At 71.6% G+C, this 24,446-nt stretch carries 24 protein-coding genes and 1 riboswitch; of the genes, 13 read left to right on the forward strand and 11 right to left on the reverse strand.

Translation table 11 applies throughout. The annotated features are described in order from the left end of the window. Positions 1-39: 39 nt before the first annotated feature. A riboswitch (SAM riboswitch) is annotated at positions 40-184 on the forward strand. The 5 genes from thrC (at position 178) to OG580_RS19890 (ending at position 5,163) form a co-directional block, all read left to right on the forward strand. Then, positions 178-1,488: a threonine synthase gene (gene thrC, locus OG580_RS19870; RefSeq protein ID WP_267045014.1), complete on the forward strand. Its 1,311-nt coding sequence runs from the start codon at positions 178-180 to the stop codon at positions 1,486-1,488. Its footprint overlaps the riboswitch before it by 7 nt. A gap of 13 nt (positions 1,489-1,501) precedes the next feature. After that, entirely contained in the window at positions 1,502-1,777 is a 276-nt protein-coding gene (locus OG580_RS19875; RefSeq protein WP_055642141.1) for a MoaD/ThiS family protein, read from the forward strand. A gap of 433 nt (positions 1,778-2,210) precedes the next feature. Then, on the forward strand, positions 2,211-2,414 hold the full coding sequence (locus OG580_RS19880; RefSeq protein WP_015035246.1) for a cold-shock protein: 204 nt from the start codon (positions 2,211-2,213) through the stop codon (positions 2,412-2,414). A gap of 492 nt (positions 2,415-2,906) precedes the next feature. Beyond that, entirely contained in the window at positions 2,907-4,535 is a 1,629-nt protein-coding gene (gene groL, locus OG580_RS19885; RefSeq protein WP_267045015.1) for a chaperonin GroEL, read from the forward strand. Between the two features lie 148 nt (positions 4,536-4,683). After that, the gene (locus OG580_RS19890; RefSeq protein ID WP_267045016.1) at positions 4,684-5,163 is read left to right on the forward strand and encodes an SRPBCC family protein; all 480 of its coding nucleotides are present in this window, start codon (positions 4,684-4,686) and stop codon (positions 5,161-5,163) included. An 18-nt stretch (positions 5,164-5,181) separates the two neighbouring features. Here the strand turns inward: OG580_RS19890 and OG580_RS19895 are convergent, their stop codons facing one another. Continuing rightward, complete coding sequence (locus OG580_RS19895) at positions 5,182-5,787, reverse strand: GNAT family N-acetyltransferase (RefSeq protein ID WP_267045017.1); 606 nt, start codon at positions 5,785-5,787, stop codon at positions 5,182-5,184. Between the two features lie 35 nt (positions 5,788-5,822). Next, on the reverse strand, positions 5,823-6,560 hold the full coding sequence (locus OG580_RS19900) for a class I SAM-dependent methyltransferase (protein WP_267045018.1): 738 nt from the start codon (positions 6,558-6,560) through the stop codon (positions 5,823-5,825). A gap of 374 nt (positions 6,561-6,934) precedes the next feature. Between OG580_RS19900 and OG580_RS19905 the strand changes: the two genes are divergently transcribed. Further along, a complete protein-coding gene (locus tag OG580_RS19905; protein WP_267045019.1) occupies positions 6,935-10,075 on the forward strand; it encodes an FG-GAP-like repeat-containing protein in 3,141 nt (1,046 codons plus the stop codon). Positions 10,076-10,192: 117 nt separating this feature from the next. Here OG580_RS19905 and OG580_RS19910 read toward each other — a convergent pair whose 3' ends face one another. Next, entirely contained in the window at positions 10,193-11,137 is a 945-nt protein-coding gene (locus tag OG580_RS19910; RefSeq protein ID WP_267045020.1) for an aldo/keto reductase, read from the reverse strand. Positions 11,138-11,325: 188 nt separating this feature from the next. Continuing rightward, positions 11,326-11,793 (reverse strand): hypothetical protein, encoded by a 468-nt coding sequence (locus tag OG580_RS19915; RefSeq protein ID WP_267045021.1) that lies wholly within the window; start codon positions 11,791-11,793, stop codon positions 11,326-11,328. 101 nt (positions 11,794-11,894) lie between these two features. Between OG580_RS19915 and OG580_RS19920 the strand changes: the two genes are divergently transcribed. Further along, a complete protein-coding gene (locus tag OG580_RS19920; RefSeq protein ID WP_267045022.1) occupies positions 11,895-13,427 on the forward strand; it encodes an alpha/beta hydrolase in 1,533 nt (510 codons plus the stop codon). A 64-nt stretch (positions 13,428-13,491) separates the two neighbouring features. Here OG580_RS19920 and OG580_RS19925 read toward each other — a convergent pair whose 3' ends face one another. From OG580_RS19925 to OG580_RS19935, 3 genes are all read right to left on the reverse strand, one after another. Beyond that, on the reverse strand, positions 13,492-15,009 hold the full coding sequence (locus tag OG580_RS19925) for a PTS transporter subunit EIIC (protein WP_267045023.1): 1,518 nt from the start codon (positions 15,007-15,009) through the stop codon (positions 13,492-13,494). Between the two features lie 49 nt (positions 15,010-15,058). Then, a complete protein-coding gene (gene murQ, locus OG580_RS19930; protein ID WP_267045024.1) occupies positions 15,059-16,006 on the reverse strand; it encodes an N-acetylmuramic acid 6-phosphate etherase in 948 nt (315 codons plus the stop codon). A 92-nt stretch (positions 16,007-16,098) separates the two neighbouring features. Further along, a complete protein-coding gene (locus OG580_RS19935; RefSeq protein ID WP_267045025.1) occupies positions 16,099-17,034 on the reverse strand; it encodes a MurR/RpiR family transcriptional regulator in 936 nt (311 codons plus the stop codon). Between the two features lie 100 nt (positions 17,035-17,134). Here OG580_RS19935 and OG580_RS19940 point away from each other — a divergent pair, with 100 nt between their 5' ends. Both OG580_RS19940 and OG580_RS19945 read left to right on the forward strand, forming a co-directional pair. After that, complete coding sequence (locus OG580_RS19940; protein WP_267045026.1) at positions 17,135-17,491, forward strand: hypothetical protein; 357 nt, start codon at positions 17,135-17,137, stop codon at positions 17,489-17,491. After that, positions 17,488-17,757, forward strand: a complete 270-nt coding sequence (locus tag OG580_RS19945) for a DUF4031 domain-containing protein (protein ID WP_267045027.1) — start codon at positions 17,488-17,490, stop codon at positions 17,755-17,757. The genes OG580_RS19940 and OG580_RS19945 overlap by 4 nt, the downstream gene beginning before the upstream one ends. Positions 17,758-17,936: 179 nt before the next feature. Here OG580_RS19945 and OG580_RS19950 read toward each other — a convergent pair whose 3' ends face one another. Then, on the reverse strand, positions 17,937-18,242 hold the full coding sequence (locus OG580_RS19950) for a putative quinol monooxygenase (protein WP_267045028.1): 306 nt from the start codon (positions 18,240-18,242) through the stop codon (positions 17,937-17,939). A 156-nt stretch (positions 18,243-18,398) separates the two neighbouring features. On the opposite strand from OG580_RS19950, the gene OG580_RS19955 reads away from it, so the two are divergent. Continuing rightward, complete coding sequence (locus tag OG580_RS19955; RefSeq protein WP_267045029.1) at positions 18,399-19,301, forward strand: aminoglycoside phosphotransferase family protein; 903 nt, start codon at positions 18,399-18,401, stop codon at positions 19,299-19,301. A 17-nt stretch (positions 19,302-19,318) separates the two neighbouring features. Here the strand turns inward: OG580_RS19955 and OG580_RS19960 are convergent, their stop codons facing one another. The 3 genes from OG580_RS19960 to OG580_RS19970 all read right to left on the reverse strand — a co-directional run bounded on the left by OG580_RS19960 (position 19,319) and on the right by OG580_RS19970 (position 20,880). Beyond that, entirely contained in the window at positions 19,319-19,720 is a 402-nt protein-coding gene (locus tag OG580_RS19960; protein ID WP_267045030.1) for a tail fiber domain-containing protein, read from the reverse strand. Positions 19,721-19,752: 32 nt separating this feature from the next. After that, on the reverse strand, positions 19,753-20,067 hold the full coding sequence (locus OG580_RS19965) for a hypothetical protein (RefSeq protein ID WP_267045031.1): 315 nt from the start codon (positions 20,065-20,067) through the stop codon (positions 19,753-19,755). A gap of 102 nt (positions 20,068-20,169) precedes the next feature. Then, the gene (locus OG580_RS19970) at positions 20,170-20,880 is read right to left on the reverse strand and encodes a hypothetical protein (protein ID WP_267045032.1); all 711 of its coding nucleotides are present in this window, start codon (positions 20,878-20,880) and stop codon (positions 20,170-20,172) included. A 188-nt stretch (positions 20,881-21,068) separates the two neighbouring features. Here OG580_RS19970 and OG580_RS19975 point away from each other — a divergent pair, with 188 nt between their 5' ends. The 3 genes from OG580_RS19975 to OG580_RS19985 all read left to right on the forward strand — a co-directional run bounded on the left by OG580_RS19975 (position 21,069) and on the right by OG580_RS19985 (position 24,426). Continuing rightward, positions 21,069-22,505: an MFS transporter gene (locus tag OG580_RS19975; RefSeq protein WP_267045033.1), complete on the forward strand. Its 1,437-nt coding sequence runs from the start codon at positions 21,069-21,071 to the stop codon at positions 22,503-22,505. A gap of 88 nt (positions 22,506-22,593) precedes the next feature. Further along, positions 22,594-23,787: a PLP-dependent aspartate aminotransferase family protein gene (locus tag OG580_RS19980; RefSeq protein ID WP_267045034.1), complete on the forward strand. Its 1,194-nt coding sequence runs from the start codon at positions 22,594-22,596 to the stop codon at positions 23,785-23,787. 99 nt (positions 23,788-23,886) lie between these two features. Continuing rightward, positions 23,887-24,426 carry a MaoC family dehydratase gene (locus OG580_RS19985; protein WP_267045035.1) on the forward strand — a complete coding sequence of 180 codons (540 nt, stop codon included), beginning with the start codon at positions 23,887-23,889 and terminating at the stop codon, positions 24,424-24,426. Positions 24,427-24,446: the final 20 nt, after the last annotated feature.

Below are 24,446 nucleotides of genomic sequence, written 5' to 3' on the forward strand. Positions count from 1 at the left end.
GCGCAGGAACGAAGTCCACCGCGCTTCACAATCGAATACCGCTCATCCAGAGGGGCAGAGGGAAACGGCCCGTTGAAGCCCCGGCAACCCTCCAGTCGGTTACTCGTCCTCCAGCGAGGCTCCCGGCTAGGGAAGGTGCCAAATCCGTCTCATGACGAAAAGTTCGTCATGGGAAAGATGAGGAGAAAGGGCCTCGCCTCCATGGCTGTACAGACTGTCGCCTCTGCCACCACCGTCGACCTCGGTCCCGCTTCCGGGCTTTCCTGTCGCGAATGCGGTGAAATCTTCGCACTCGGTCCGATCTTCGCCTGCGAACTCTGTTTCGGACCTCTCGAAGTCGCTTACGACCTCCCCACCGGTGACCCCGAGGCACTGCGCAAGCAGATCGAGGCCGGCCCCGCCAACATCTGGCGCTACGCCCCTCTGCTGCCCGTCCCCGCCGACGTCGCCGAGAAGCCGAACCTGAACCCGGGCTGGACCAAGCTCGTCCAGGCCGACAACCTCGCCCGCGAGATCGGTGTCGCCCCCGGCAAGCTCTTCGTCAAGGACGACTCGGGCAACCCGACCCACTCCTTCAAGGACCGGGTCGTCGCGCAGGCCCTGGAGGCCGCTCGCGCCTTCGGCTTCACCACCCTCTCCTGCTCCTCCACCGGCAACCTGGCCGGCGCCGTCGGCGCCGCGGCCGCCCGCGCCGGCTTCCGCTCCTGCGTGTTCATCCCGCACGACCTGGAGCAGGGCAAGGTCGTCATGGCCGGTGTCTACGGCGGTGACCTCGTCGCCATCGAGGGCAACTACGACGACGTCAACCGCTTCTGCTCGGAGCTCATCGGCGACCCGCTCGGCGAGGGCTGGGGCTTCGTCAACGTGAACCTCCGCCCGTACTACGGCGAGGGCTCCAAGACGCTCGCGTACGAGATCTGCGAGCAGCTCGGCTGGGTCATCCCCGACCAGCTCGTCATCCCGATCGCCTCCGGCTCGCAGCTCACGAAGATCGACAAGGGTCTGCAGGAGCTCATCAAGCTGGGCCTCGTCGAGGACAAGCCGTACAAGATCTTCGGCGCCCAGGCCGAGGGCTGCTCCCCGGTGTCCGTGGCCTTCAAGGCCGGCCACGACGTCGTGCGGCCCCAGAAGCCCAACACCATCGCCAAGTCGCTGGCGATCGGCAACCCGGCCGACGGCCCGTACGTCCTCGACATCGCCCGCCGCACCGGCGGCGCCGTGGAGGACGTGAACGACGAGCAGGTCGTGGACGCGATCAAGCTGCTCGCCCAGACCGAGGGCATCTTCGCCGAGACCGCGGGCGGCGTGACCGTCGGCGTCACGAAGAAGCTCGTCGAGGCGGGTCTGATCGACCCGAACCTCACCACCGTCGTCCTCAACACCGGCGACGGCCTCAAGACCCTGGACGCCGTGGCCGACAGCTCGCAGGCGACCCTCACCATCCGCCCGAGCCTGGACGCGTTCCGCGACGCGGGCCTGGCCCACTGAGAGGTACGAAGACATGGCCGTGAACGTCCGCATCCCCACCATCCTCCGCACCTACACGGGCGGGCAGTCCGAGGTCCAGGCCGAGGGCGCGACCCTCGCCGAGGTCATCGCGGACCTGGAGAAGAACCACACGGGCATCGCCGCCCGCGTCCTGGACGACCAGGGCAAGCTGCGCCGCTTCGTCAACGTGTACGTGAACGACGACGACGTGCGCTTCGAGCAGGGTCTGGAGACGGCCACCCCGGCCGGCGCGGGCGTCTCGATCATCCCGGCCGTCGCCGGAGGCTGACCGTCGGGCGCGGTGCCGGAGGCCGCTGACGCTTCCTGCGCATCTCTTGTCCCGTCTTTCTTGAATTGCCCCTTCCGCGCCATAAAGCGGAAGGGGCAATTCTGCAGGGTTGAGCGGGGTAGAGTTGGGGAAGCCCCCTCTGCTGCTCATGCCGGACGCATATGAGAATGCGTCCCTGTGCGTCAGGAAGCAGCCAAAGTGCCTGCGCGTTGTGTACGTTCTGCGCGTTTTGCCGGGCCCGACTTGCCCCGGAACTCCGGGGATTCTCCCTAATTCCCCTTTCCGCAGTGCCCAGAATTCTCGCCCGAATGACCTGTTGCAGAGGGCAGTTGGGCAGATACATTCAGCGGCGGTCGACGCGTTCCGGCGCAGGGTCTGACCCGGGTCCGCGAAGTGCGGTCCCGCGCAAGGGCCAGTAATAGGGGAGTTAGGCATGGCTCAGGGCACCGTCAAGTGGTTCAACGCGGAGAAGGGCTACGGCTTCATCGCGGTCGACGGTGGTGCGGATGTTTTCGTCCACTACAGCGCGATCCAGATGGATGGCTACCGCAGCCTCGAAGAGGGGCAGCGGGTCGAGTTCGAGATTTCGCAGGGCCAGAAGGGTCCGCAGGCGGACATGGTCAAGCTCGCCGTCTGAGCGCGGCGCGATCGGCCACCGACGCAACGCCGTCGAGGGGCCCGCATCCCTGAGGGGAAGCGGGCCCCTCGCGCGTTCCCCGGCCCGCGCCGGAGCTGCGGGAAGGCCGCTGTCGGAGTTGCTCGAAGGCCCGTGCCGGGTTGCCCGGAGGCCTGTGCCGGAGTCGCCCGAAGTCCTGTGCCGGAGCTGCTCGGAGTGCCGTGCCGGAGCTGCCCGAAGTCCTCTGCCGGAGTCGCCCGAAGTCCCGTGCCGGAGCTGTCCGAAGTCCTCTGCCGGAGCTGCCCGAAACCCGAGAGTCGCTTGCACTCTCCTAGGGCGAGTGCTAATCATTGGCGTTAGCACTCGGAAGGTGAGAGTGCTACGAGGATCGGGCAGACGAGGCCGCCGGCCGGGTGGGGCAAGGAACCACGCGGAGCACCGGAGGCCGTCCGTCGCGGGCGTCGGCGCGGTCCTGGAGCGTTATCCACCCCATGTCCGGGAGGACCACTTCACATGGCCAAGATCATCGCGTTCGACGAGGAGGCCCGGCGCGGTCTCGAGCGCGGCATGAACCAGCTCGCTGACGCCGTCAAGGTCACCCTCGGCCCCAAGGGCCGCAACGTCGTCCTCGAGAAGAAGTGGGGCGCCCCCACGATCACCAACGATGGTGTCTCCATCGCCAAGGAGATCGAGCTCGAGGACCCGTACGAGAAGATCGGCGCCGAGCTGGTCAAGGAAGTCGCCAAGAAGACGGACGACGTCGCCGGCGACGGTACGACCACCGCCACCGTTCTCGCCCAGGCGCTCGTCCGCGAGGGCCTCCGCAACGTCGCCGCCGGTGCCAACCCGATGGCCCTCAAGCGCGGCATCGAGAAGGCCGTCGAGGCCGTCTCCGGTGCGCTCCTCGAGCAGGCGAAGGATGTCGAGACCAAGGAGCAGATCGCTTCCACGGCCTCCATCTCCGCCGCCGACACCCAGATCGGCGAGCTCATCGCCGAGGCGATGGACAAGGTCGGCAAGGAAGGCGTCATCACCGTCGAGGAGTCGCAGACCTTCGGTCTGGAGCTCGAGCTCACCGAGGGCATGCGCTTCGACAAGGGCTACATCTCGGCGTACTTCGCCACCGACATGGAGCGCATGGAGTCGTCGCTCGACGACCCGTACCTCCTGATCGTCAACTCCAAGATCTCCTCGGTGAAGGACCTGCTCCCGCTCCTGGAGAAGGTCATGCAGTCGGGCAAGCCGCTGCTGATCATCGCCGAGGACGTCGAGGGCGAGGCCCTGTCGACCCTGGTCGTCAACAAGATCCGCGGCACCTTCAAGTCCGTCGCGGTCAAGGCCCCGGGCTTCGGCGACCGTCGTAAGGCCATGCTGAACGACATCGCCATCCTCACCGGCGGCACGGTCATCTCCGAGGAGGTCGGCCTCAAGCTGGAGAGCGCGGGCCTCGACCTGCTGGGCCGCGCCCGCAAGGTCGTCATCACCAAGGACGAGACCACCATCGTCGACGGTGCCGGTGACAGCGAGCAGGTCGCCGGTCGCGTGAACCAGATCCGCGCCGAGATCGAGAACTCGGACAGCGACTACGACCGCGAGAAGCTGCAGGAGCGCCTGGCGAAGCTCGCCGGCGGTGTTGCGGTCATCAAGGCCGGCGCCGCGACCGAGGTCGAGCTCAAGGAGCGCAAGCACCGCATCGAGGACGCCGTTCGCAACGCGAAGGCGGCCGTCGAGGAGGGCATCGTCGCCGGTGGCGGCGTGGCGCTGCTCCAGGCTTCCTCGGTCTTCGAGAAGCTCGAGGCCGACCTCTCGGGCGACGAGGCCACGGGCGCGAACATCGTGAAGCTGGCCCTCGAGGCCCCGCTGAAGCAGATCGCGGTCAACGCCGGCCTCGAGGGCGGCGTCGTGGCGGAGAAGGTCCGCAACCTGCCCGTCGGCCACGGCCTGAACGCCGCGACCAACGAGTACGTCGACCTCATCGCCGAGGGCATCATCGACCCGGCGAAGGTCACGCGCTCCGCGCTGCAGAACGCCGCGTCGATCGCCGCGCTGTTCCTCACCACCGAGGCCGTCATCGCCGACAAGCCGGAGAAGGCGTCCGCGCCGGCCGGCGGCGGCATGCCGGGCGGTGACATGGACTTCTGATCCTCCGGGATCGGTGGTTCATCGCTGAACGCGACCGAGGGCGGCACTCCCCAGCAGGGGGGTGCCGCCCTCGGGCGTTTCCGCCGCAGGTGACGTGGGGGAGAGGCGGGGCGATCCTGGAATGGGCCCTTCGTGAAGGGAACGCACCATGGTCACGCTGCTGACGACGCCGGCCGATCGCGAGCTGGTCATCACTCGGACCTTCGACGCCCCGCCGCGCCTGCTCTGGGAAGCCTGGACCCGCCCCGAGCACGTCCGCGCGTGGTACGGGGTCTCCGGGCTGACCACGACGGTCGTCGACATCGATCTCCGGGTGGGCGGCGCCTGGCGGTGGGGCCAGACCGCCCCGGACGGTCAGGAGATCGTCTTCTCCGGTACGTACGAGGAGATCGTCCCGGTCGAGCGGCTCGACTACACGGAGGTCTTCGAGCAGATGCCGGACACGGGCGCGGTCCGGGTCACCCTGACCTTCGACGCGACCCCGGACGGCGGGACGGCCCTGACCAGCGTCTCGGTCTGGCCCTCGAACGAGATTCGGGACCAGGCGCTGGCGGCGGGCATGGAGACGGGCGTACGGGAACAGTACGACCGCCTCGCGGACCACCTGGGATCGCTGGGCGCGAGCTGACAGGTCCCAGGGCAGGCCCTACGCGCGGGCCTCGCGCCACATCGACCAGAGGGCGGGGCCGCCGCCGGGGAGGCTCAGCTCCTCGCGCACGGTGAATCCGAAGTGCGCGTAGAAGGGGAGGTTGTCCTCCTTGGAGGACTCCAGGTAGACGGGCAGGCCCGCCGCGTCGGCCTTGGCGAGGCCCGAGCGCAGCAGGGCGGCGCCGTGGCCCTGGCCCTGGGCGGCGGGGTCGGCGCCGATCACGGCCAGGAACCAGTGCGGCTCCTTCGGCGTGTGCGCGAGGGACGCCCCGACGGCCTCGCCGAACAGTCCGGCGCGGTCGCCGAGGATGGCCATCAGTTCCCGGATGGTCTCCGCGTCGGGAGCGGCCTTGTCCGCGGCCTCCGCCGGCACCCAGAACGCCGCTGCGGCGTCGGTGAGTTCGCAGACGGCGTTGTGGGCGTACTGCCGGGTGAAGAGCGTGCTGAAGTACCGGTTCAGCGCGTGCTCGCGGGAGGCGTCGTCGGGGAAGAAGAAGCGCATCATCGGGTCGTCGCCGAAGGCGCGGGCCAGCGAGCGACTGATCGATTCGGCGTCGGCGATCGCTGCCGTCTTCGGTGTGTTCGTCATCGACATACGGGTCATTCTGACCCTTGATGATCTTGAATGGTGACGCGGGGTCAGCGACGGAAGAGGGCCGTCCAGAGGAAGGACTCCCCGAAGCTCGGCGACGCGGCGGGCTCGTCGCGCATCCGGCGGAGGTCGAGCTCCGTCAGGCCGGCGAAGATCGTGCGCAACTCCGCGTCGGTGTAGGCGAGTCCGCCGTCCAGCTTCCCCTGCCGGTAGAACTCGGCGTCCGGCAGCTCCGAACCCATGCCGCCCTCCCCGGCGGCGAACGCGGTGAGCGCGAAGTGCCCGCCGGGCGCGAGGACCCGGTCGAGGAGCGCGAGGTAGCTGACGCGGCGGTGCGGGGGCAGGTGGTGGAAGCAGCCGGAGTCGTAGACGAGGTCGTACGGGCCGTCCAGGGGTGCGGCGAAGGCGTCGCCGTGCACGAATCGCACGCCCCGCGCACCGGCCTCGCGGGTGCGCTCCTCCGCCCAGCCGATCGCGGTCGCGGAGAGGTCGACGGCGTCCACCTCGTACCCGAGCGACGCGAGGTACAGGCTGTTCCGCCCGGGCCCGCACCCGAGGTCGAGCGCCCGCCCGCCGGCCGGGAGCAGGCCCCGCTCGACGTACGACACCAGGTTCTCGTCCGGCTTCGCGACGAAGAACGGCACCGGCTTGTCCCGGTCGGCGTAGAACCCGTCCCACCAGTCGGCCCCACCCTCGGTCCACCGGTCGGCACCGGGCGCGAACAGCCCGTCGAGCAGGCGCAGTACGTCCTCGACCGTGCGGATGTCACGGTTGTTCAGGTCCATGTGGATCCCCCTCCGAATCGATCTCCAGAATAGAGCCGGGAGCGATAAAAGCCCAGGTCAGAGGCGGTGTGTGGATCTGTTGTGCGAGCCGCGCGCGGGCTCTGGGCGGTGTCGTGGACCCCGGGGACGGATCCCGCCCGCGGACCCCTGCGCGCCCGCTCCCAGGCCCGGGAAGAGGCCTTCCCGGGCTTCGCCGGCGGATGTTTCTGGCGCGGTTGAATCGAGTGAATGTACGATCCAGCTGCCGACAGGGGGGGTCCCGCCGGCCCCCGGCCCGCGCGGTCCACTCCGCCCTGTCCTGCCTGCTCGTCGTGCCACCCTCCCGTGTCGTTCCCGCCTTCAGGCTCCACTCCCGTACGAGGGGACACACGTACTTGTCCGTCCGAAGAGCCGTCGCGCTCGCGCTGAGCGCGGCCCTTGGCATCACCGGCCTGACGGCCACCACCGCACCCGCGGCCACGGCCGCGTCCGCGTCCGACACGCCGTACGACGTCACGATCGCCGCACCGGCGGACCCCGCAGGAACGCCCGACACCCGACTCGTCGGGGCCGGCACCGGTGTCCTGCTGATGCGCGACGGGGAGATCGCTCACCCCTCCTGGCAGAGCCTGGAGGACGGGCGTGTCGCCCACGGTCCGGTGTGCCCCTCCTCCGACCCGATCATCCACGGAGACAGGGTCGCCTGCCTCTCCAGCTTCGGGGACGAGGTCACCGTCCACGACTTCGGGAGCGGCGCCAGCTACTCCTGGGCCATCGGGTCCGAGCAGCGGTCCCCCGATGTCGCGGCGGACCGGCTGATCACCACCGAGTTCGGGAACGACGGCGGCGTCGTGCACCTGCTGGGCTACGGCCCGGACGCCCCCGCCGACCTGGACGTGCTCGTGCCGGGTGCCGTCGACGCGCCCGGCATCATCAGCCACGACGACGCCGGCGCGCTCATCACCTACGCCGACGCCACCTCCCGGCACAACGCGATGCTCGACTTCGCCACGGGCACGCTCACACCCGTGCCCACGGTGCCGTTCGCCATGAGCAACGCCCGTACGGTCCTCAGCGCCGACTGGATCGTCGTGTACGACGAGTCGGGCACGGACCGGGCGTTCGTCGTCTCCCGCACGGACCAGGGCGACCCGGGCCGGACCGTGAAGCTCCCGAACGACCGGGACGACGTCGGCGCGCGGCTCGGCGTCGTCGGCGACTGGATCGTCGGCCACTACGACGGGCCGGTCGACGGGTACGAGTTCACGACCGTCCCGGTCGTCGCCACGCCGATCGCCGGGGGTGACACGCGGGACCTCGGCATCGTCACCCCGTCGGGCGCGGGCGTCGAGACCGGCGCGGACGGCGCCCTGTACCTCATGGGCGGCACCGATTACGCCCATTGGGGCGTGCGACGCGTCTCCCCGGGAGCCGACGGGGCCCCGGTCACCTCCCAGGCCCTGGCCGCTCCCCCGACCGTCCCGTACACCGCTGTGACCATGGCCAACGGCAGGGTCGTGACGGAGACGCGTGCGGGCACCCACACCCTCCGGGGATTCGGCCTGTCCCTTGCCGGCGCGCACACGCCGTCGCAGGCCTGGACCTGCGACGGGCTGTCCGGCACCGCCGCGAACTGCCCGTCGATCCTCAATTCGTCGGGCTCCGCCGGGGCGTGGTGGCACGACACCGGGGACGGCCGCCTGGTCACCCTGGACGTGGTGAACCGCCCGGCGTCCGGCGGGCAGCCGTCGTGCTCCGACTGCGCCGTCCAGGCGCGTGTGACCACGCCCGGATCCGCGGGGACCACGCGCACGGTCACGCTCGCCTACGCGGGCAAGCTTCAGTCGGCCTTCCTCTACGGCGTCTCGGGTCGCCATGCGCACTTCCGCGGGACCACGGACTCCGGGACGCGCTCGATCGTCGCGGACATCGAGACGGGGAAGATCCTCCGGGACTCCGCCGCCGGCACCGGTCAGGCGCTGTGGGGAGGCCGGCTCTGGACGGCGTCCGCGACGGACGACACCGTCTCCGCGATCGACCTGCGGACGGGTGCGACCGTCGAGACGCTCGACCTCGGGACGGACTGCCGGCCCTTCTCCCTCCAGGTCGTCGGCAGGTGGATCTACTCGCGCTGCTCGTCGGGTTCGACGGACGCGGCGGTGTACGACCGCGAGAAGAAGGTCTCGGTCGACGTCTGGGTCCCGTCCAACGGCGAGCCCCGGCTGGGCGACGGCTTCCTCGCCCACGCCTCCTACGGCACCTACGGGTACACGCTGACGGCGACCGACGTCCGTTCCGGTGAGCCGGAGGACCGTGAACTCGGCGTCCTCGCCTACGACAACGTCCAGGATGAGAACGAGGTCTGGACGGTCGACCGCTTCGGCGGGGCCGTCGCGTTCGTCGACTCCCTGCGGAAGGTCCACGTCTCCGGCCTCGGCGGCGCCACCACCCGCCTGACCGCCATCGACTACGACACCCCCGCCGCCAACCTCAAGTCCGCCCCCTGGAAGCCCCGCTGGTGGCTCTCCAAGCCCGCCGCCTCCTGGACCCTGTCGCTCAAGCACAAGGCGACCGGCAAGGTCGTCCGGACGCTGACCGGGGGTGAGGCCCGGGGTCTCGTCGCTCCGTCCTGGGACGGGAAGGACGCCGTCGGGAAGCTCGTCGCCAACGGTGCGTACACCTGGACGTTGACCGCGAAGGCGGCGGACGCCCAGGGCGCCGACCTGTCGGTGACCGGGGCCGTCGCCGTGAGTGGCGGCGCCGCCGTCCGGCGGGACCTCGCCGGGAGCGACGGGTTCGGCGACCTGGTGGTGATGGACACGGCCGGCCTGGTCTCGATGTACCGGGGGACCGGTACCGGCACGCTCTCGGGGCGGATCGCCGGCACGGGAACGAAGTTCGCGACGACCTCGGTGTTCATCCCCATGGGCGACCTGAACGGCGACCGCTGCGCCGACGTGTACGTACGCGTCGGGGACCAGCTGCGGGCCTACCGGCCCGGCTGCGACAAGGTGGTCTCCGCCTCCTCGCCGTACACGCTCGTCAGCGCCGGCTGGGGCCCGTACGACGTCCTGACGTCCTCCGGCGACGTCAACGGCGACGGGTACGCCGACCTGATCGCCCGCCAGGCGTCCAGCGGCGACGTCTACTTCTACGCGGGCACGGCGGACCACCGGCTCAAGGCCCGGGTCCGGATCGGCGTGAACTGGAAGCCGTACAAGAAGATCGTCGGCGCCGGGGACCTCAACGGCGACGGACGGGGCGACCTGCTCGGCGTGGACGCGTACGGCGTGATGTGGCGGTACTACGGCACGGCCACCGGCGGTGTGTCGGCCCGCGTCAAGCTCGGTGGCGGATGGAGCGCGTTCTCCTCCCTGGTCGGCGTCGGCGACCTGTCCGGTGACGGACGCGCGGATCTCCTCGCCCGCGACACGGCGGGCCGGCTGTTCGCGTACAAGAGCACCGGCACCGGCCTCTACGTCGCCGGCGTCATGATCGGCTCCGGCGGCTGGAACGGCTTCAAGGGTCTGTACTGATCCCTGACCCTTGCCTCCTGCCTCCTGGCACCTGATCGATTCGCACCGAGGGCCCGGCCGTACGGCCGGGCCCTTCGCGTTCCGCGAGGTTCTTCTTCAGCCGTCCGACCGTGTCGGTCAGACCGCCTCAGGCGTGCGGTGGAGGTCGTTCAGGAGGGCCAGGTCCTCGGGGGTCAGGCGGAGGGCACCCGCCTCGACGTTGGCAGCGAGGTGGGCGGGGTCGCCGGTGCCGGGGATGGCGAGCAGATGGGGACCCTGGTGGAGGGTCCAGGCGATGCGGACCTGGGCGGCGCTCGCGCCGTGGGCCTTCGCGACGGCGAGGACCTCGGAGCTCTCGGGGGCGGTCGCTCCGGTCTCGCGGCCGGCGGCGGCGATCGCGTAGAAGGGGACGAAGGCGATGCCCTGCTCGCCGCAGAGCCGGACGAAGTCCTCGTACTCGGGGCGGACGCCGATCCCGTACATGTTCTGTACGCAGACGACGGGGGCGATGGCCTGGGCCTCGGCGAGGTGGGCAGGGGTGATGTTGGAGAGCCCGAGGTGGCGGATGAGGCCGGCCTCGCGGAGCTCGGCGAGGGCGCCGAAGCGTTCCGCTATCGAATCGGTCCCGACGATACGGAGGTTGACGACGTCGAGGTGGTCGCGGCCGAGCTGGCGCAGGTTCTCCTCGACCTGGGCGCGCAGTCGGGCGGGGGTGGTGGCGTGGGGGAGCCACCCGCCGGCCCGGTCCCGGCCCGGGCCGACCTTGGTCGCGATGACCAGGTCGTCGGGGTAGGGGCCGCCGAGGGCGCTGTTGATCAGCTCGTTCGCGGAGCGGAGCGGCGAGAAGTAGAAGGCCGCCGTGTCGATGTGGTTCACCCCGAGCTCGACGGCCTTGCGCAGGACGGCGATCGCGCTGTCGCGGTCCCTGGGGACGGCGTTCTCGACGAGGGCCTCGCCGATCTGGGGCAGCCGCATGGCGCCGAAGCCGACGCGGTTGACGGTGAGTTCACCGCCGAGGGTCCAGGTGCCCGAGGAGGAAGCGTGGGGCGAGGCGGTCGAACCGGTGGTGGTGATGGTGGTCATGGCCGGGATGATCTCCCGGCGGCGGCATCGGTGCCAACGGGTTCCCGTGTCGGCGGGGTGTCCGTCCGCTGACGGGTATCGGGTGATGCCGGTGATGCCGGTCGCTGTCGGGTGTCGGGTGATGCCGGTCGCTGCCGGGGTGTCGGGTGATGCCGGTCGCTGTCGGCTGCGTTGGCCGGTGGCCCCCGTCAGCCGGGGGCCCCGTCGGTCCCACCCGCCCCGTCGGCCGGTGGCCTTCCCGCCGTCAGGCCTTCCCCGTCCTGGAACTCGATCAGCATCCCGCTGTCCGTGAGGAGGAACCAGCAGGCGTAGCACCCCCCGAGGATCGCCTCGGCGTGGCGCGCCGCCAGGGACGCCGGCAGGGCGATCGACGGGACCACGAGGTTGTCCCAGAAGACGACCACGAGCTCGTCGGGTCCGGCGTGCACGCCGAGGAGGGACGCCAGTGCCTCCCCGTCGAAACCGTCGCACCGCTCGACGACCTCCGCCCCGCGCCAGTCCAGCCGGGCGGAGCCGATGGCCCCGAAGCGGTTGAGGCTCACCGAGGCGAACCGCCGCTGCTCCTCGTACGAGAGGAGCAGGACGTCCTTTCCCAGGAGGCCCAGGACCTCGGCGATGTACTCCGGGTGGGTCCCGTACACCTCGTGTGCGCTCATGCCTCAAGCCAACCAGAGCCGGACGCCCTGGGGTTGGCCCCACCCTGGACCCGCCGGTCTGCCGGATGGGGGGCGCGGGGCCGTTCCGCGAGGCTGTGCGCATGACAACGAACCGTGGACGCAAGGCCCTGCTGCTCGCCCTCTCCACCGCCGCCGTCGCCGGTGTCGCCCTCTCCGGGAGCGGTGCCGCCGCCGCTGCCGCCGCGGTGGGGGCCGGGCTGAACTGGGGGGACTGCTCGCCGGCGGTGAAGCCGCTGCCCGGGCAGCGCTGCGCCACGCTCTCCGTACCCCTCGACTACGCCCGGCCCGACGGGGAGCAGATCCAGCTCGCCGTCTCCCGCCTGCCCAGCACCCGGCCCGAGGCACGGCGCGGCACCCTGATGGTGATTCCGGGCGGGCCCGGCAGCTCCGGGGTGCAGCGGCTGGGGCAGAAGGGCGCCGCCCTGGCGAAGGAGATGGACGGGGCGTACGACCTGGTGGCGTTCGACCCGCGCGGGATCGGCGGCTCCGCCAAGGCGCGGTGCGGGCTCGACGAGGGCGACCGGTGGATGATGACGCTGCGGTCGTGGCCGGACGCCGACGGCGGCATCGAGGAGAACGTCGCCCGGTCGAAGCGGATCGCCGAGGCCTGTGCCCGTAACGGCGGCGCCATGCTGCGCGGGCTGACGACGGCCAACCAGGTGCGGGACATGGAGCGGCTGCGGCAGGCGCTCGGCGAGCGGAAGCTGTCGGCGTGGAGCGTGTCGTACGGGACGTACGTGGCGGCCGCGTACGCGGAGAAGTACCCGCACCGGACCGACCGCTGGGTCCTCGACAGCAGCAGCGACCCGGACCCGAAGCAGGTGGCCCGGGGCTGGCTGGAGGGCATGGCGTGGGGCGCCGAGGACCGGTTCCCCGACTTCGCGGCCTACGCGGCGCACCCGGACCGGGCGGCCGAGGGGCTGCGGCTCGCGGAGCGGCCCGAGGACGTACGGGCGGTGATCATGGAGCTGGCGGCCCGGCTCGACCGGGAGCCGCACGCCTCGGTGGTGCCCGGTGCGCCGGGCGCGCCCGTGACGCCCGGGCCCCCGCTCACGGGGTCCATGCTGCTGCAGGCGCTCCAGCTCGCGCTCTACTCCGACGGGGCCTTCCCGGCCTTCACGCAGCTCGTGACCGAGGCCCTCGACCCGCAGGGCGAGCCGGTCCTGCCGCGTGAGCTCGCGGGGGCGATGCCGGACGACGCGGCGGCCATCACCGTGGGCGTGATCTGCAACGACGTGGACTGGCCCGCGTCCGTACCGGCGTACGAGCGGGCCGTCGCGGCGGACCGGGAGCGGTTCCCGCTGACGGCGGGGATGACGGCGAACATCACGCCCTGTGCCTTCTGGAAGGGCGGGGCCGTGGAGAAGCCGGTCCGCATCACCGACCGGGGGCCGTCCGACGTCCTCATGATCCAGAACCTGCGGGACCCGGCGACGCCGTACGCCAAGGGGCTGCGGATGCGTGCGGCGCTCGGTGAGCGGGCGCGGCTCGTCTCGGTCGACCACGGTGGGCACGGGGTCTACCTGGGCAACGGCAACGCGTGCGGTGACGCGGCGGTGACCCGCTACCTGACCGAGGGCGTGCGGCCGTCGGAGGACGTCCTCTGCCGGTGACGACAGGGAGGAAGGGCCCGGGTGGCTGTCGCCGCCCGGGCCCTTCCCGTACGCCTCCGGGGTGTCAGACCTTCGCCGGTTCCGGGGTCGGGGGCGTGGCCGTGCCCGGGGTTCCGGACGCCACCGGAGCCTCGGCAGGGGTCCCGACCGCTTCCGTGTCGACGTCGAACTCCTCCAGGAGTTCCTTGCTGAAGCCCCAGAAGTAGGTGGCGACGAATCCGGTGGCGTAGCCGACGAGGAGGCCGCCGGCGTAGATCGCGATGGTCTCGCCGAGACCCCTGTTCCCGTCGAGGAGCGGGAAGAGCGCCCAGCCCGAGGGGCCGATCGCGGTGGAGCCGACCGAGGCGCCCAGCATGCTGAAGAAGCCGATGAAGGCACCGCCGAACGCGCCGCCGACGCAGGCCGTGACGAACGGGCGGCCCAGGGGGAGCGAGACGCCGTAGATCAGGGGCTCGCCGACGCCCAGGAAGCCTGCGGGGAGGGCGGACTTGATGGTGCGGCGGATCGAGCCGTTGCGCGGGAGCTTGAGGTAGACGGCCATGGCCGCGCCGACCTGGCCCGCGCCCGCCATCGCGAGGATGGGGAGCAGGACGGTGTAGCCCTGCTGCTCGATGAGCGTGGTGTGGATCGGGATGAGGGCCTGGTGCAGGCCGAGCATGACGAGCGGGAGGAAGAGGCCGCCGAGCAGGAGGCCGGCTCCGGCTCCGGCGTGGGCGAGGAGCCAGTCGGCGCCCTCGCCGATCGCGGTGGAGATCTCACCGGCGACGAACATCAGGCCGAAGATGGTGACGAGCCCGGAGATCAGCACGGTCAGCGTCGGGGTGACGAGGACGTCGAGGGACTCCGGTACCCAGCGGCGGCACCACTTCTCCACGTACACGGCGAGGACCGCCGCGCCCAGTGCGCCGAGGACACCGCCCTGGCCGGGGGAGAGGGTCTGGCCGAAGGCGTCGATCTTGGCGACGCCCGGGAAGACGATGATCGCGGCGACCGCGCCGCCGAGGATCGCCGTACCGCCGAACTCCTTGGCCGTGTTGTAGCCGACGAAGACCGCGATGAGGGCCATGAAGCCGCTCGCGATCGCCGCGAGGGCGGGGGTGACGCCGGGCAGCCAGCCGAGGTTGATGAGCAGCCCGTTGAGGCCGGCGATGATGCCGCAGCCGATGAGGGCGGGGATCAGCGGGACGAAGATGTTCGCGATCCTGCGCAGGAACAGCTTGAACGGGGTGGCGTTCTTCTGCTTCTGCGCGGCCTTGAGGGCGGCGCCCTGGGCCGCGAGGTCCTCGGCGGTGTGGGCGGGCTCCGGGGTGGCGGGCTCCGGGGCGGCGGCGACGAGGGCTTCGAGCTCGGGGGTCACGCGGGCGACGGTGCCGGGGCCGAGGACGATCTGGTACGTGTCGTCCTCCACCACACCCATCACGGCCGGGAGGGCCTTGAGGGTCTCGTCCTGGACGAGGGAGCGGTCACGCAGTCCCAGCCGGAGGCGGGTCATGCAGTGGGCGACCGAGGAGATGTTCCCGGCGCCGCCGACGAGGGGGAGGATCGCGGCGGCGATGGCGCGGTTCTTGTCGTCATTGCTCATGGTGCGGTGGGCCTTGCTGTGCGGGGGAGGGGGTACCGGTCCGGCCGGGTCAGGTGGTGGTCGTCGCGTGCAGCGCCGCACGCAGGTGACCCCGGGAGACGGTGAGCCGCCGGGCGGCCGTGGGGGCGTCGACATCGGCGAGGATCATGAGGATCGCGTTCTTCACCTCGCCGTCGGCGGCGGTGAGGGCGGCCTCGATCTGCTCGTCCGGTGCGCCGGTGGCCAGGGCGACGATCCGCCGCGAGCGGGCCTGGAGCTTCTCGTTGGAGGCGCGGACGTCGACCATCAGGTTTCCGTAGGTCTTGCCGAGGCGGATCATCGTGATGGTCGAGATCATGTTGAGGACGAGCTTCTGGGCGGTGCCGGCCTTGAGGCGGGTGGAGCCGGTGAGGAGCTCGGGGCCGGGGACGACCTCGATGCCGTGCTCGGCGGCGGCGGCGAGCGCGCTGTCCGCGTTGCAGGAGAGCCCGATGGTGAGCGCGCCGAGGGAGCGGGCGTGCTCGACGGCGCCGATGGCGTACGGGGTACGGCCGGAGGCGGAGATGCCGACCACGGTGTCGTCGGCGGTCAGCCCGAGCGCGGTCAGGTCCTCCACCGCGAGCTCCTTGGAGTCCTCGGCGCCTTCGACGGCCTTGACCATGGCCGAGGGGCCGCCCGCGATCATGCCGACGACCTGGGAGGGGTCGGTGTTGAAGGTGGGCGGGCACTCGCTGGCGTCGAGGACGCCGAGCCGGCCCGCCGTGCCGGCGCCCAGGTAGAGCAGTCGGCCGCCGCGGGCCATGCGCTCGGCGGTGGCGTCGATCGCGGCGGCGATGGCGGGCAGCTGCCGGGCGACGGCTGCGGGGACGGTCTGGTCCTCGCCGTTCATGGTCCGGGCGATGTCCAGGGTCGGGAGCCGGTCGATCTCGGCGAGCTCGGGACGGAACGCCTCGGTGGTGAGGGTGGCCAGCTGGGCGCGCAGCTCGGAGTAGGTGGCGGAAGCGGCGGGAGTGGACATGTGCGGCTCTTTCGGTGCGTGGACGTCGTCGGCGTCGTTGGCGGTCGACGTGTGACGCTCGGCGGGCGGTCGGTCGGTCTCTCGCGGGGCCGTCAGCGGGTCCGGGGCGAGTGCCGGTGGGCGAGTGCTTCGTACGAGGCGGCGAGGGCAGGGGCCGCCGTCTCGTACGTACGCTGGGTGACGCAGGTGAACAGGCAGTCCACGACCAGGAGTTGGCTGGTGCGGGACGACATGGCGGCGGGGCGCAGTTCGCTCTCGCGGGCGGTGGAGGTCGTCAGGATGTGGTCGGCGTACTGCGTGACCGGACCGTCCGGGCGGCCGGTGATCGCGACCGTGGTGGCGCCGTGGTCGAAGGCGACCCGCAGCGGTTCTATGACGTCGCCGGTGGAGCCGGAGTGGGTGATGGCGATGGCGACGTCGCCGGAGCGGAGCTGTACGGCGTTGGTGACGGCGAGGTGCGGGTCGCTGTGGGCGTGGGCGATCAGGCCGATGCGGAGCAGTTTCTGGCCGAGGTCCTGGGCGACGAGGCCGGAGGCGCCGACGCCGTAGATGTCGATGCGGCGGGCGGTGGCGAGGGCGGCGACGGCTGCGCCGAGCTGGACGGTGTCGAGTCCGGCGGCGGTGTCGGCGAGGGTCTGCTGCTCGTCGTAGGCGAGCTTGGCGACGACGTCGGCGATCGGGTCGTCGACGGCGATGTCGGCGGTGACGGAGGGCGCGCGGCCGGACTGCTGCTGGGCGGCGAGGCCGGCGAGGGCGAGGCGCAGGTCGCGGTAGCCGGGGTAGCCGAGGAGCCGGGCGGTGCGGACGACGGTCGCCTCGCTGGTGCCGGTGAGCTCGGCGAGGCCGGTGACCGTGAGGGCGGCGCAGCCGGCCGGGTCTCCGGCGACGGCTTCGGCGACCCGCTGCATCGAGCGGGTCATGGAGGGCGCGAGGGTCCGCACCTTGGCCGCGAGGGCGGCGGGAGCGGGGGGAGCGAGGGGCGCGGGCTGCGCGTCACCCGTGAAACTTTCCTTCACGTCATTGGTCACACCTGAAAGATACTTTCGGCCCGGTGGGCCGACAAGACCCCATCGGTCCGAAAACGGACGGGACCTTCGACCTTCCGCCGCGGCGGGTGACAATGAGGGCATGGACGAGATCGACCCCGTGGAGCAGGCGCTCCACGCCGCTCGCGCGCTGGTACTGGCCGACCTGGTGGCCCGAGAGGTGGCCGCCGCCGAGGTCGTGTCGATGGTGGAGGACGCGGTGACCCACCGGCGCTGGTGGGTCGAGCAGTGGCCCGAGGGCGTGACGTACGTCGCGGGCCTCGTCGCCCAGGACGTCCAGGACGCCCTGCTCGAACGGTACGGACGCTGGCCGCTCTGCCCGGTCTGCGCCTCGGGCGCCCCGCACGCCCTCGACGTGGAGCCGGAGCTGGGCCCGGACCCGCACTGGGTCTGCGGCAAACAGGGAGTGGTGATCGCGCCGGTGGGCGGCCTGACGTGAGCCTCTACATCGACCCGCCGACCTGGCCGGGCCATGGCCGCATGTGGTCGCACCTGGTCAGCGACGTCTCCTTCGAGGAGCTGCACGCCTTCGCCGCCTCGATAGGCGCCCCGCCCCGGGCCTTCGAGCGGGACCACTACGACATCCCGTCCGAGCGGTACGCGGACGCGGTGGCGGGCGGCGCGGTCGAGGTCGGCTCCAAGGAACTCCTCCGCCGCCTCACGGACGCGGGCCTCCGACGCCCGAAGGGCCGCCCGGCGGAGTAACGGCCCCTCCGCGTGACCGTCGGCCGACCCGTACGAGCGTTGCTCTCTCCGTGTGACCGTCGGTCGACCCGTACGAGCGCCGTTCCCTCCGCGTGACCGCCAGCCGACCCGTACGAGCACCGTTCCCTCCGCGCGACCGTCAGTCGACCCGTACGAGCGCCGTTCCCTCCGCGCGACCGTCAGTCGACCCGTACGAGCACCGTCTCCTCCGGCGGTCCGCTGAGGAGCTCCGGGCCGGCCGCCATCGCCGCCGCGAGGTGCGGGCTCTTCAGATGCGCTTCGAAGGCGTCCCGGTCCGCCCACTCCTCGACGATGATCCAGGAACCGGGCTCGACCGGGTCCTCGTACGGCCGGTACGACAGGCACCCCGGCTCGGCGAGCGTCGGCCCGACCAGCGCGAGCGCCTGCTCCCGCACGGCCTGCTCCTTGCCGGGCGCGGCTTTGAGTCGTGCGATGACGGTGACGGCGGTGGTGTCGGTGGTCATGGTTTCCCCCCGTGGGTGCGTACGGAACGTCGGCTGGACGATACGGCCTGCCGCTCCCGGGCCGCGCCCGAAATCGCCACGCGAGACGGGGACTTCGGGTCGTCCCGGGCCCGGCCGCAGGGCGGGACGGCCTGCCTCCCCGTACCGTGGCGTCGCATGACCGATGTCGAGATCGAGATCACCGCAGACCTGGTCCGCGCCCTGCTGCGGGAGCAGCATCCGGACTTCGCGGGGCTGGCCGTCCGTGAGGTGGCGGGCGGATGGGACAACCAACAGTGGCGCCTCGGAGACGAGTTGGCCGTGCGCATGCCGCGTACGGAACGTGCTCCGGAGCTCCAGCGCAAGGAGTGCCGGTGGCTGCCTGTGCTGGCCCCGCGCCTGCCGCTCCCGGTCCCGGTCCCTGTGCGGGTCGGTGAACCGTCCGCGCGCTTTCCGAAGCCCTGGGCCGTCATGACGTGGGTTCCCGGCGAGCCGCTGGACTCCACCTCGATCAGCCGTGGCGACCACGCGGCCGACGCTCTGGCGGGCTTCCTCAGGGCACTCCACGTGGAGGCGCCCGCCGAGGCGCCGGCCGGTTCGGACCGTGGCGCTCACCCCAGGGAGTGCACGGACGGCTTCGACCACTTCTTTCGGGAGGTCGCACCCGACGGCATCGCCGACGACATCCGGGCCGTCTGGGCCGATGCCGTCGCGGCCCCCGGGTGGGAGGGCCCGCCGCTGTGGGTGCACGGTGACCTTCACCCCGCGAACGTCGTCGTCTCGGACGGGACGCTCTCGGGCGTGATCGACTTCGGTGACATGTTCGCCGGCGATCCGGCGTGGGACCTCGCTGCCGCGTGGGTGATCCTTCCCGCGGGCGCCGCCGCACGGTTCTTCGACGCGTACGCGCGTGCGGACGAGGCGACGATCCGGCGCGCCCGCGGGCTGGCCGCCCTGAAAAGCCTGTTCCTCGTACTCATGGGCCGGAGCGGGGATCGGGGCCTTCCCGGCGGCAAACCGACCTGGGGACCCGCGGGCCGGGCAGCGCTCGATCGTGTCCTGGGACGCGGTCCGGTGTAGGTACCGGGCCTGCCCCTTCACCCCGAGTCGGTCGCTCCGGGGCCTCCGGGGTGGTGCGTCGGTGGACTCTGGGCTCGCAGGGCCGCGACTTCGTCCCGTAGCTCGGTCAGTTCCCGGTGCAGGGCCTGAATGGCGACGAGGGCCACGCCGTTGGCATCGGTGCAGCAGATCGTCCTGTCGTTCTCCCCCACCCCGAACGCCTTCCACCAGTCCTGCGCCATGGGCCCCAGGTGGCGTACGTGCGGAGGGTCCCAGTGGTACCGCCACGTGCTGACCGGCAGTCGTACGACCTGTTCGAGCACATGGTGGCCGTTGACCGGATCGCTGCCGTGCACCGCCCCGGACACGGCCCCCGAGGCCAGGCCGGCCGCCGAGGCGTCCTGCCGGAGACGCCTCCTGACCAGGGTCGGCGTCCACATCCTGGCCAGGATTCCCCTCAACCCCCGGTCGCTCATCGCTCCCAGACCACCGCGGTGACCTCGGTCTTCAGCGCACGGTCCGAGAAGAGCAGGCTGCCGCCACCACCGCGGTTGGCGGGGTGGTCCACCGGCAGCTGGACGAGACCGTTCCCCAGCCCGCCGCTGTAGGCGGTCTCACCGACCGCCGTGACGTCCTGGTTCTTGTTGATCATCGTGGTGTCGTGGGCGGCGTTCCCGACGGCCAGAACGTTCGTGCTCGCCACGGCCGGAACGCTCAGGGCGCCCGTGCAGGTCGCCGCCGTGGCGGACAGCACCAGCAGACGACGGGTGACGCGCTTCGTGGGCATGGGGCATCCTTCCGGCCGGGACGCCGAATGCGTCCGCGACACCCCTAACGGCCTAACGGCCCCGAAGGCACGTCGACGTCCGCACCTCTTTCCGGGGCCGGGTCAGGCGCCGCCCGTCGGCTCCGTCGGCTCCGTCGGCTCCGTCGGTCCCGTCGGTCCCGCCAGTTCCTTGAGCTCCCGTTCCATGTTCTCCCGCGCCCTCTCCTCCCAGACAGCCGCCCCGTACGGCGTGTGGAAGAGGCGGGGGAGGGTGAGGAGGTGGCGGAGGATGGTGGCGCGGCCTTCGCGGAAGGCCGGGTCCGGGACGAAGGCGTACTCCTCGCGGACCGCCGCCGTATACCCCCTGTAGGTATCCGGGTCGGTGGCCAGGATCGCGAGGTCCGCGTCGCAGAGGGTCTCGCCGTTCAGGTCGCCCTCGGGCGGGTCGTGGGAGATCGTCAGGCGGACGAGGCGGGCCACCTCCCGGACCTCGTGCTCTGTCAGGCCTGCTTCGGTGAGGGCTTTTTCGGCCAGGGTCGCCGAGCGCTCCTCGTTCTCGGAGCGGTCCGGGCGGTAGACCGCGTCGTGGAACCAGGCGGCCAGCCGTACGAGTTCCAGCTCGCCGCCCTCCCCGCCCTGGTCGGCGAGTTCGTCGATGCGGTCGAGGACCGCCCGCAGGTGGTCGACCGTGTGGTAGCGGCGCTGCGGTTCGGCCCAGCGGGACAGCAGGTTCCGGCCGTACGGGGTGGGGTCGGGGCCCTCGTGGCCGGCGCGGGCGGCGCGCAGGGTGGCGTTCCAGCGCTGCAGCAGCTCGGGGTGTTCCTCGGCGGTCATGGGGGCATTCTGCCCGGCGGACGTCGGGCGCGCGGGCCGGAACGGCCGCTTCCCCCGTGTCGCCCTTCGCGCTCCCCACTCACCCTTACATACCCCCCATGGGTATGTTACGGTGCTCCGCGAAGGTACCCCCTAGGGGTATGCCTCGGGGGTGACTCGGGGCTGGTAGCGAGCGAAGGGTCAGGGCAATGTCAACCGTCAATCCCCGGCGCTGGTGGGCACTTGTCGTGCTCGCCGCCGCACAGTTCATGGTCATCATGGACACCTCGATCATCGGGGTCGCACTCCCCGAGATGCAGAAGGACCTGGGCTTCACGCAGGGTGAGCTCCAGTGGGTCTTCAACGCCTACGTCATCGTCTTCGGCGGCCTGCTGCTCCTCGGCGGACGCCTCTCCGACCTCATCGGGGCCCGCAGGATCTTCGTCGCCGGCTGGGCGATCATGATCGTCGGCTCGATCCTCGCCGCCGCCGCGCAGACCGCCTGGGTCGAGATCGCCGGCCGCGCCGTCCAGGGCGTCGGCGGCGCGCTCATCGCGCCCGCCGCCATGACCCTGCTGATGATGCTCTTCATGCACGACCCGAAGGAGCTCGGGAAGGCCATGGCGCTCTACGGCGCCGCGGCCCCCGCCGGCGGCACCGCGGGCGTCTTCCTCGGCGGCGTCTTCACCGAGTGGGCCGCCTGGCAGTGGGTCTTCATCATCTACATCCCGATCGGCCTGGCGACCCTCGCCGCCACCAAGCTCCTCCCGAACGTCGAGTCCCGCCGCGGCTCCGTCGACGTCCTCGGCGCCGTCGCCGTCACCGCCGGTCTCGCGCTCGCCGTCTTCGCCGTGGTCCGGGCCCCCGAGGTCGGCTGGGGCGCCACCGCCACCATCCTCGAACTGGTCGGCGCCGCAGCCCTGCTGATCCTCTTCTTCGTGATCCAGAAGAGCATCCGCGAGCCGCTCATGCCGCTCAGCGTCTGGCGGGTCCCGCGCCTCGGCTCCGCCAACCTCGCGATGACGCTGCTCGGCGCCGCCTGGATCCCGATGTGGTACTTCCTCAACCTCTACCTCCAGCAGGTCCTGGGCTACGGCGCCTTCGCCTCCGGTGCCGCGCTGCTCCCGATGACCGTCCTCCTCATGATCTTCATGACGGCCATCACCGCCCGGCTCATGATGAAGTTCGGGGCCAAGCCGCTCATCGGCATCGGTCTCCTCGTCCTCGCGGCCGGTCTGGTCTGGCTCGCGGCCGTCCCGCCGACCGGCACCTTCGTCGTCGACGTCCTGCCGGCCTCGCTCGTCGCCGCGCTCGGCATGTCCCTCGCCTACATCCCGGCGATGATCGCCGCCATGTCCGGCGCCCCGCAGGAGCAGGCCGGTCTCGCCTCCGGCATCGTCAACACCACCTACAACGTCGGCTCCGCGCTCGGTCTCGCCGCGCTGACCGCCGTCGCCATGTCCCAGGGGGCCGACCAGCTCGGCAACCTGCCCGCCCTCACCGACGGGTTCTCGGCCGCCTTCATCGGCGCCGCGATCATCGCCGCCGTCGGCGGTGTGATCACCCTCCTCGTCATGAAGAGCGACAAGGCCGTCGCCGCCGAGGCCGCCGCGCCCGCCCCGCAGGGCGAGAAGGTCTCCGCCTGACCCGCAGGACCCCAGGGGCCGCCCGATGTCCGTCACCGGACGTCGGGCGGCCCCTTTCCCGTACCCCGAGATTCCGGAGGAGCCCGCAATGGAACTGAACACCCGCGCCGTACACGTCGTCAACGAGCCGTTTCTTACCGGTAGTTGGCCGCTCTCCGTGCCCCTCGTGCAGTCCTCCGCCTTCGCCTTCGACTCCGCCGCCGAGCTCGCCGACGCGATGGCCGACCCCGACGGGCGGTACGTCTACAGCCGCCGCGGCAACCCGACCGTACGGGCCCTGGAGCAGACCCTCGCCGGCCTGGAGGGCGGCGCCGGGGCCCTCGCCTTCGCCTCCGGGATGGGGGCCCTCAGTGGCGTCCTGCTGGCGCTCCTGCGGCCCGGCGACCGCGTCGTGGCCCAGCGCTGTCTGTACGGGGGCACCCACGCCGTCCTCTCCGACCTGGCCGAGCGGTACGGGATCGAGGTCGTCCGGATCTCCGGCGACGACCCGGCCGAGCTGGAGGCGGCCGCCGTGCACCCCGCCACCCGGCTCCTCGTCCTGGAGACCATCGCCAACCCCACCGGGCAGGTCCCCGACCTGCCCGGGCTGCTCGCCGCCGCCCGCGCGGCGGGCGTGACGAGCCTCGTCGACAACTCGCTCGCCTCGCCCGTGCTGTGCCGCCCGCTGGAGCTGGGCGCCGACATCGTCGTCCACTCCACCACCAAGTACCTCTCGGGGCATTCGGACGTCCTCGGCGGCGCCGCCGTCTTCGCGGACGACGGGCTACGGCGCCGCGTCTGGCCCCGGACCGTCGAACTCGGCGCCTGCGCCGACCCGTTCGCCGCCTGGCTGACCCTGCGCGGGATACCCACCCTGCCGCTGCGGATGCGCGAGCACTGCGCCAACGCGGCCGTGCTCGCCGAGCGGCTCGCAGCCCGGGGAGAGTCCCGGGGCGAGTCCCGCGGTGACGTCACGGCCGTCCACTACCCCCTGCGCGCCGGCCACCCCTCGTACGAGCGGGCCCGGAAGGTGCTCTCGGGCGGCGGCGGGCTGCTCTCCTTCGAGCTCGCCGGCGGCCGGGAGGCCGGCCGGGCCTTCATCGAGCGCGTACGGGTGGCGAAGCTCGCGCTCTCGCTGGGCGGCGTGGAGACCCTCGTGACGCACCCCGCCTCCACCTCCCACCGGGAGCTGGACGAGGCGGCGCTCGGCGCGGCCGGGATAGCACCCGGTCTGGTGCGGATGTCCGTCGGCATCGAGGACGTCGAGGACCTGTGGTCCGACGTCGAACAGGCCCTCGCCTGAAGGGATTCCGAGCTTCTTTTGGGTTGACAAAATAAATGGTCGATTCGTAGATTGGATGTCGCCAGGGAAAGACCACTCCTAGGTCAAGGGGGGCGCACGATGCGCTACTTCGAGGACTTCCGGCCCGGCGACGTCCACGAGCTGGGCACCGTCACCGTCACGGCGGAGGAGGTGCTGGAGTTCGGCAGGCGCTTCGATCCGCAGCCCTTCCACACGGACCCCGAGCTCGCGGAGCGTTCGCAGTTCGGCGGCCTGATCGCGAGCGGGTTCCACACGCAGTCGATGTTCATGCGGCGGTACGTGGACGGTCTGCTCGCCTACAGCGCCTGTATGGGCTCGCCCGGCATCGACGAGGTCCGCTACCTGCGGCCCGTCCGCCCGGGCGACGTCCTCACCGCGCGCGTCGAGATCCTCGGCTCCACCCCGTCGCCGTTCAACCGCGCCACCGGCACCGTCAAACCGCGGTGCAGCCTGGTGGCCGCCGACGGGACGGCCGTGTTCAGCATGATCCTGCACAGCATCTTCCGCCGGCGTCCCGCCGACTCCGAGGCCGACCATCTGTCGTCGATGCCCGCGGCCGAGGACCCCGTCGCCTGCGGTCGACCGGCCAAGAGCTGTGTCCCGGCCATGAGCGCCTGACGAGCCGTCCCTCGTCGGGC

This window comes from Streptomyces sp. NBC_00094, from assembly GCF_026343125.1.
In the GTDB taxonomy this organism is placed as follows: Bacteria; Actinomycetota; Actinomycetes; order Streptomycetales; family Streptomycetaceae; genus Streptomyces.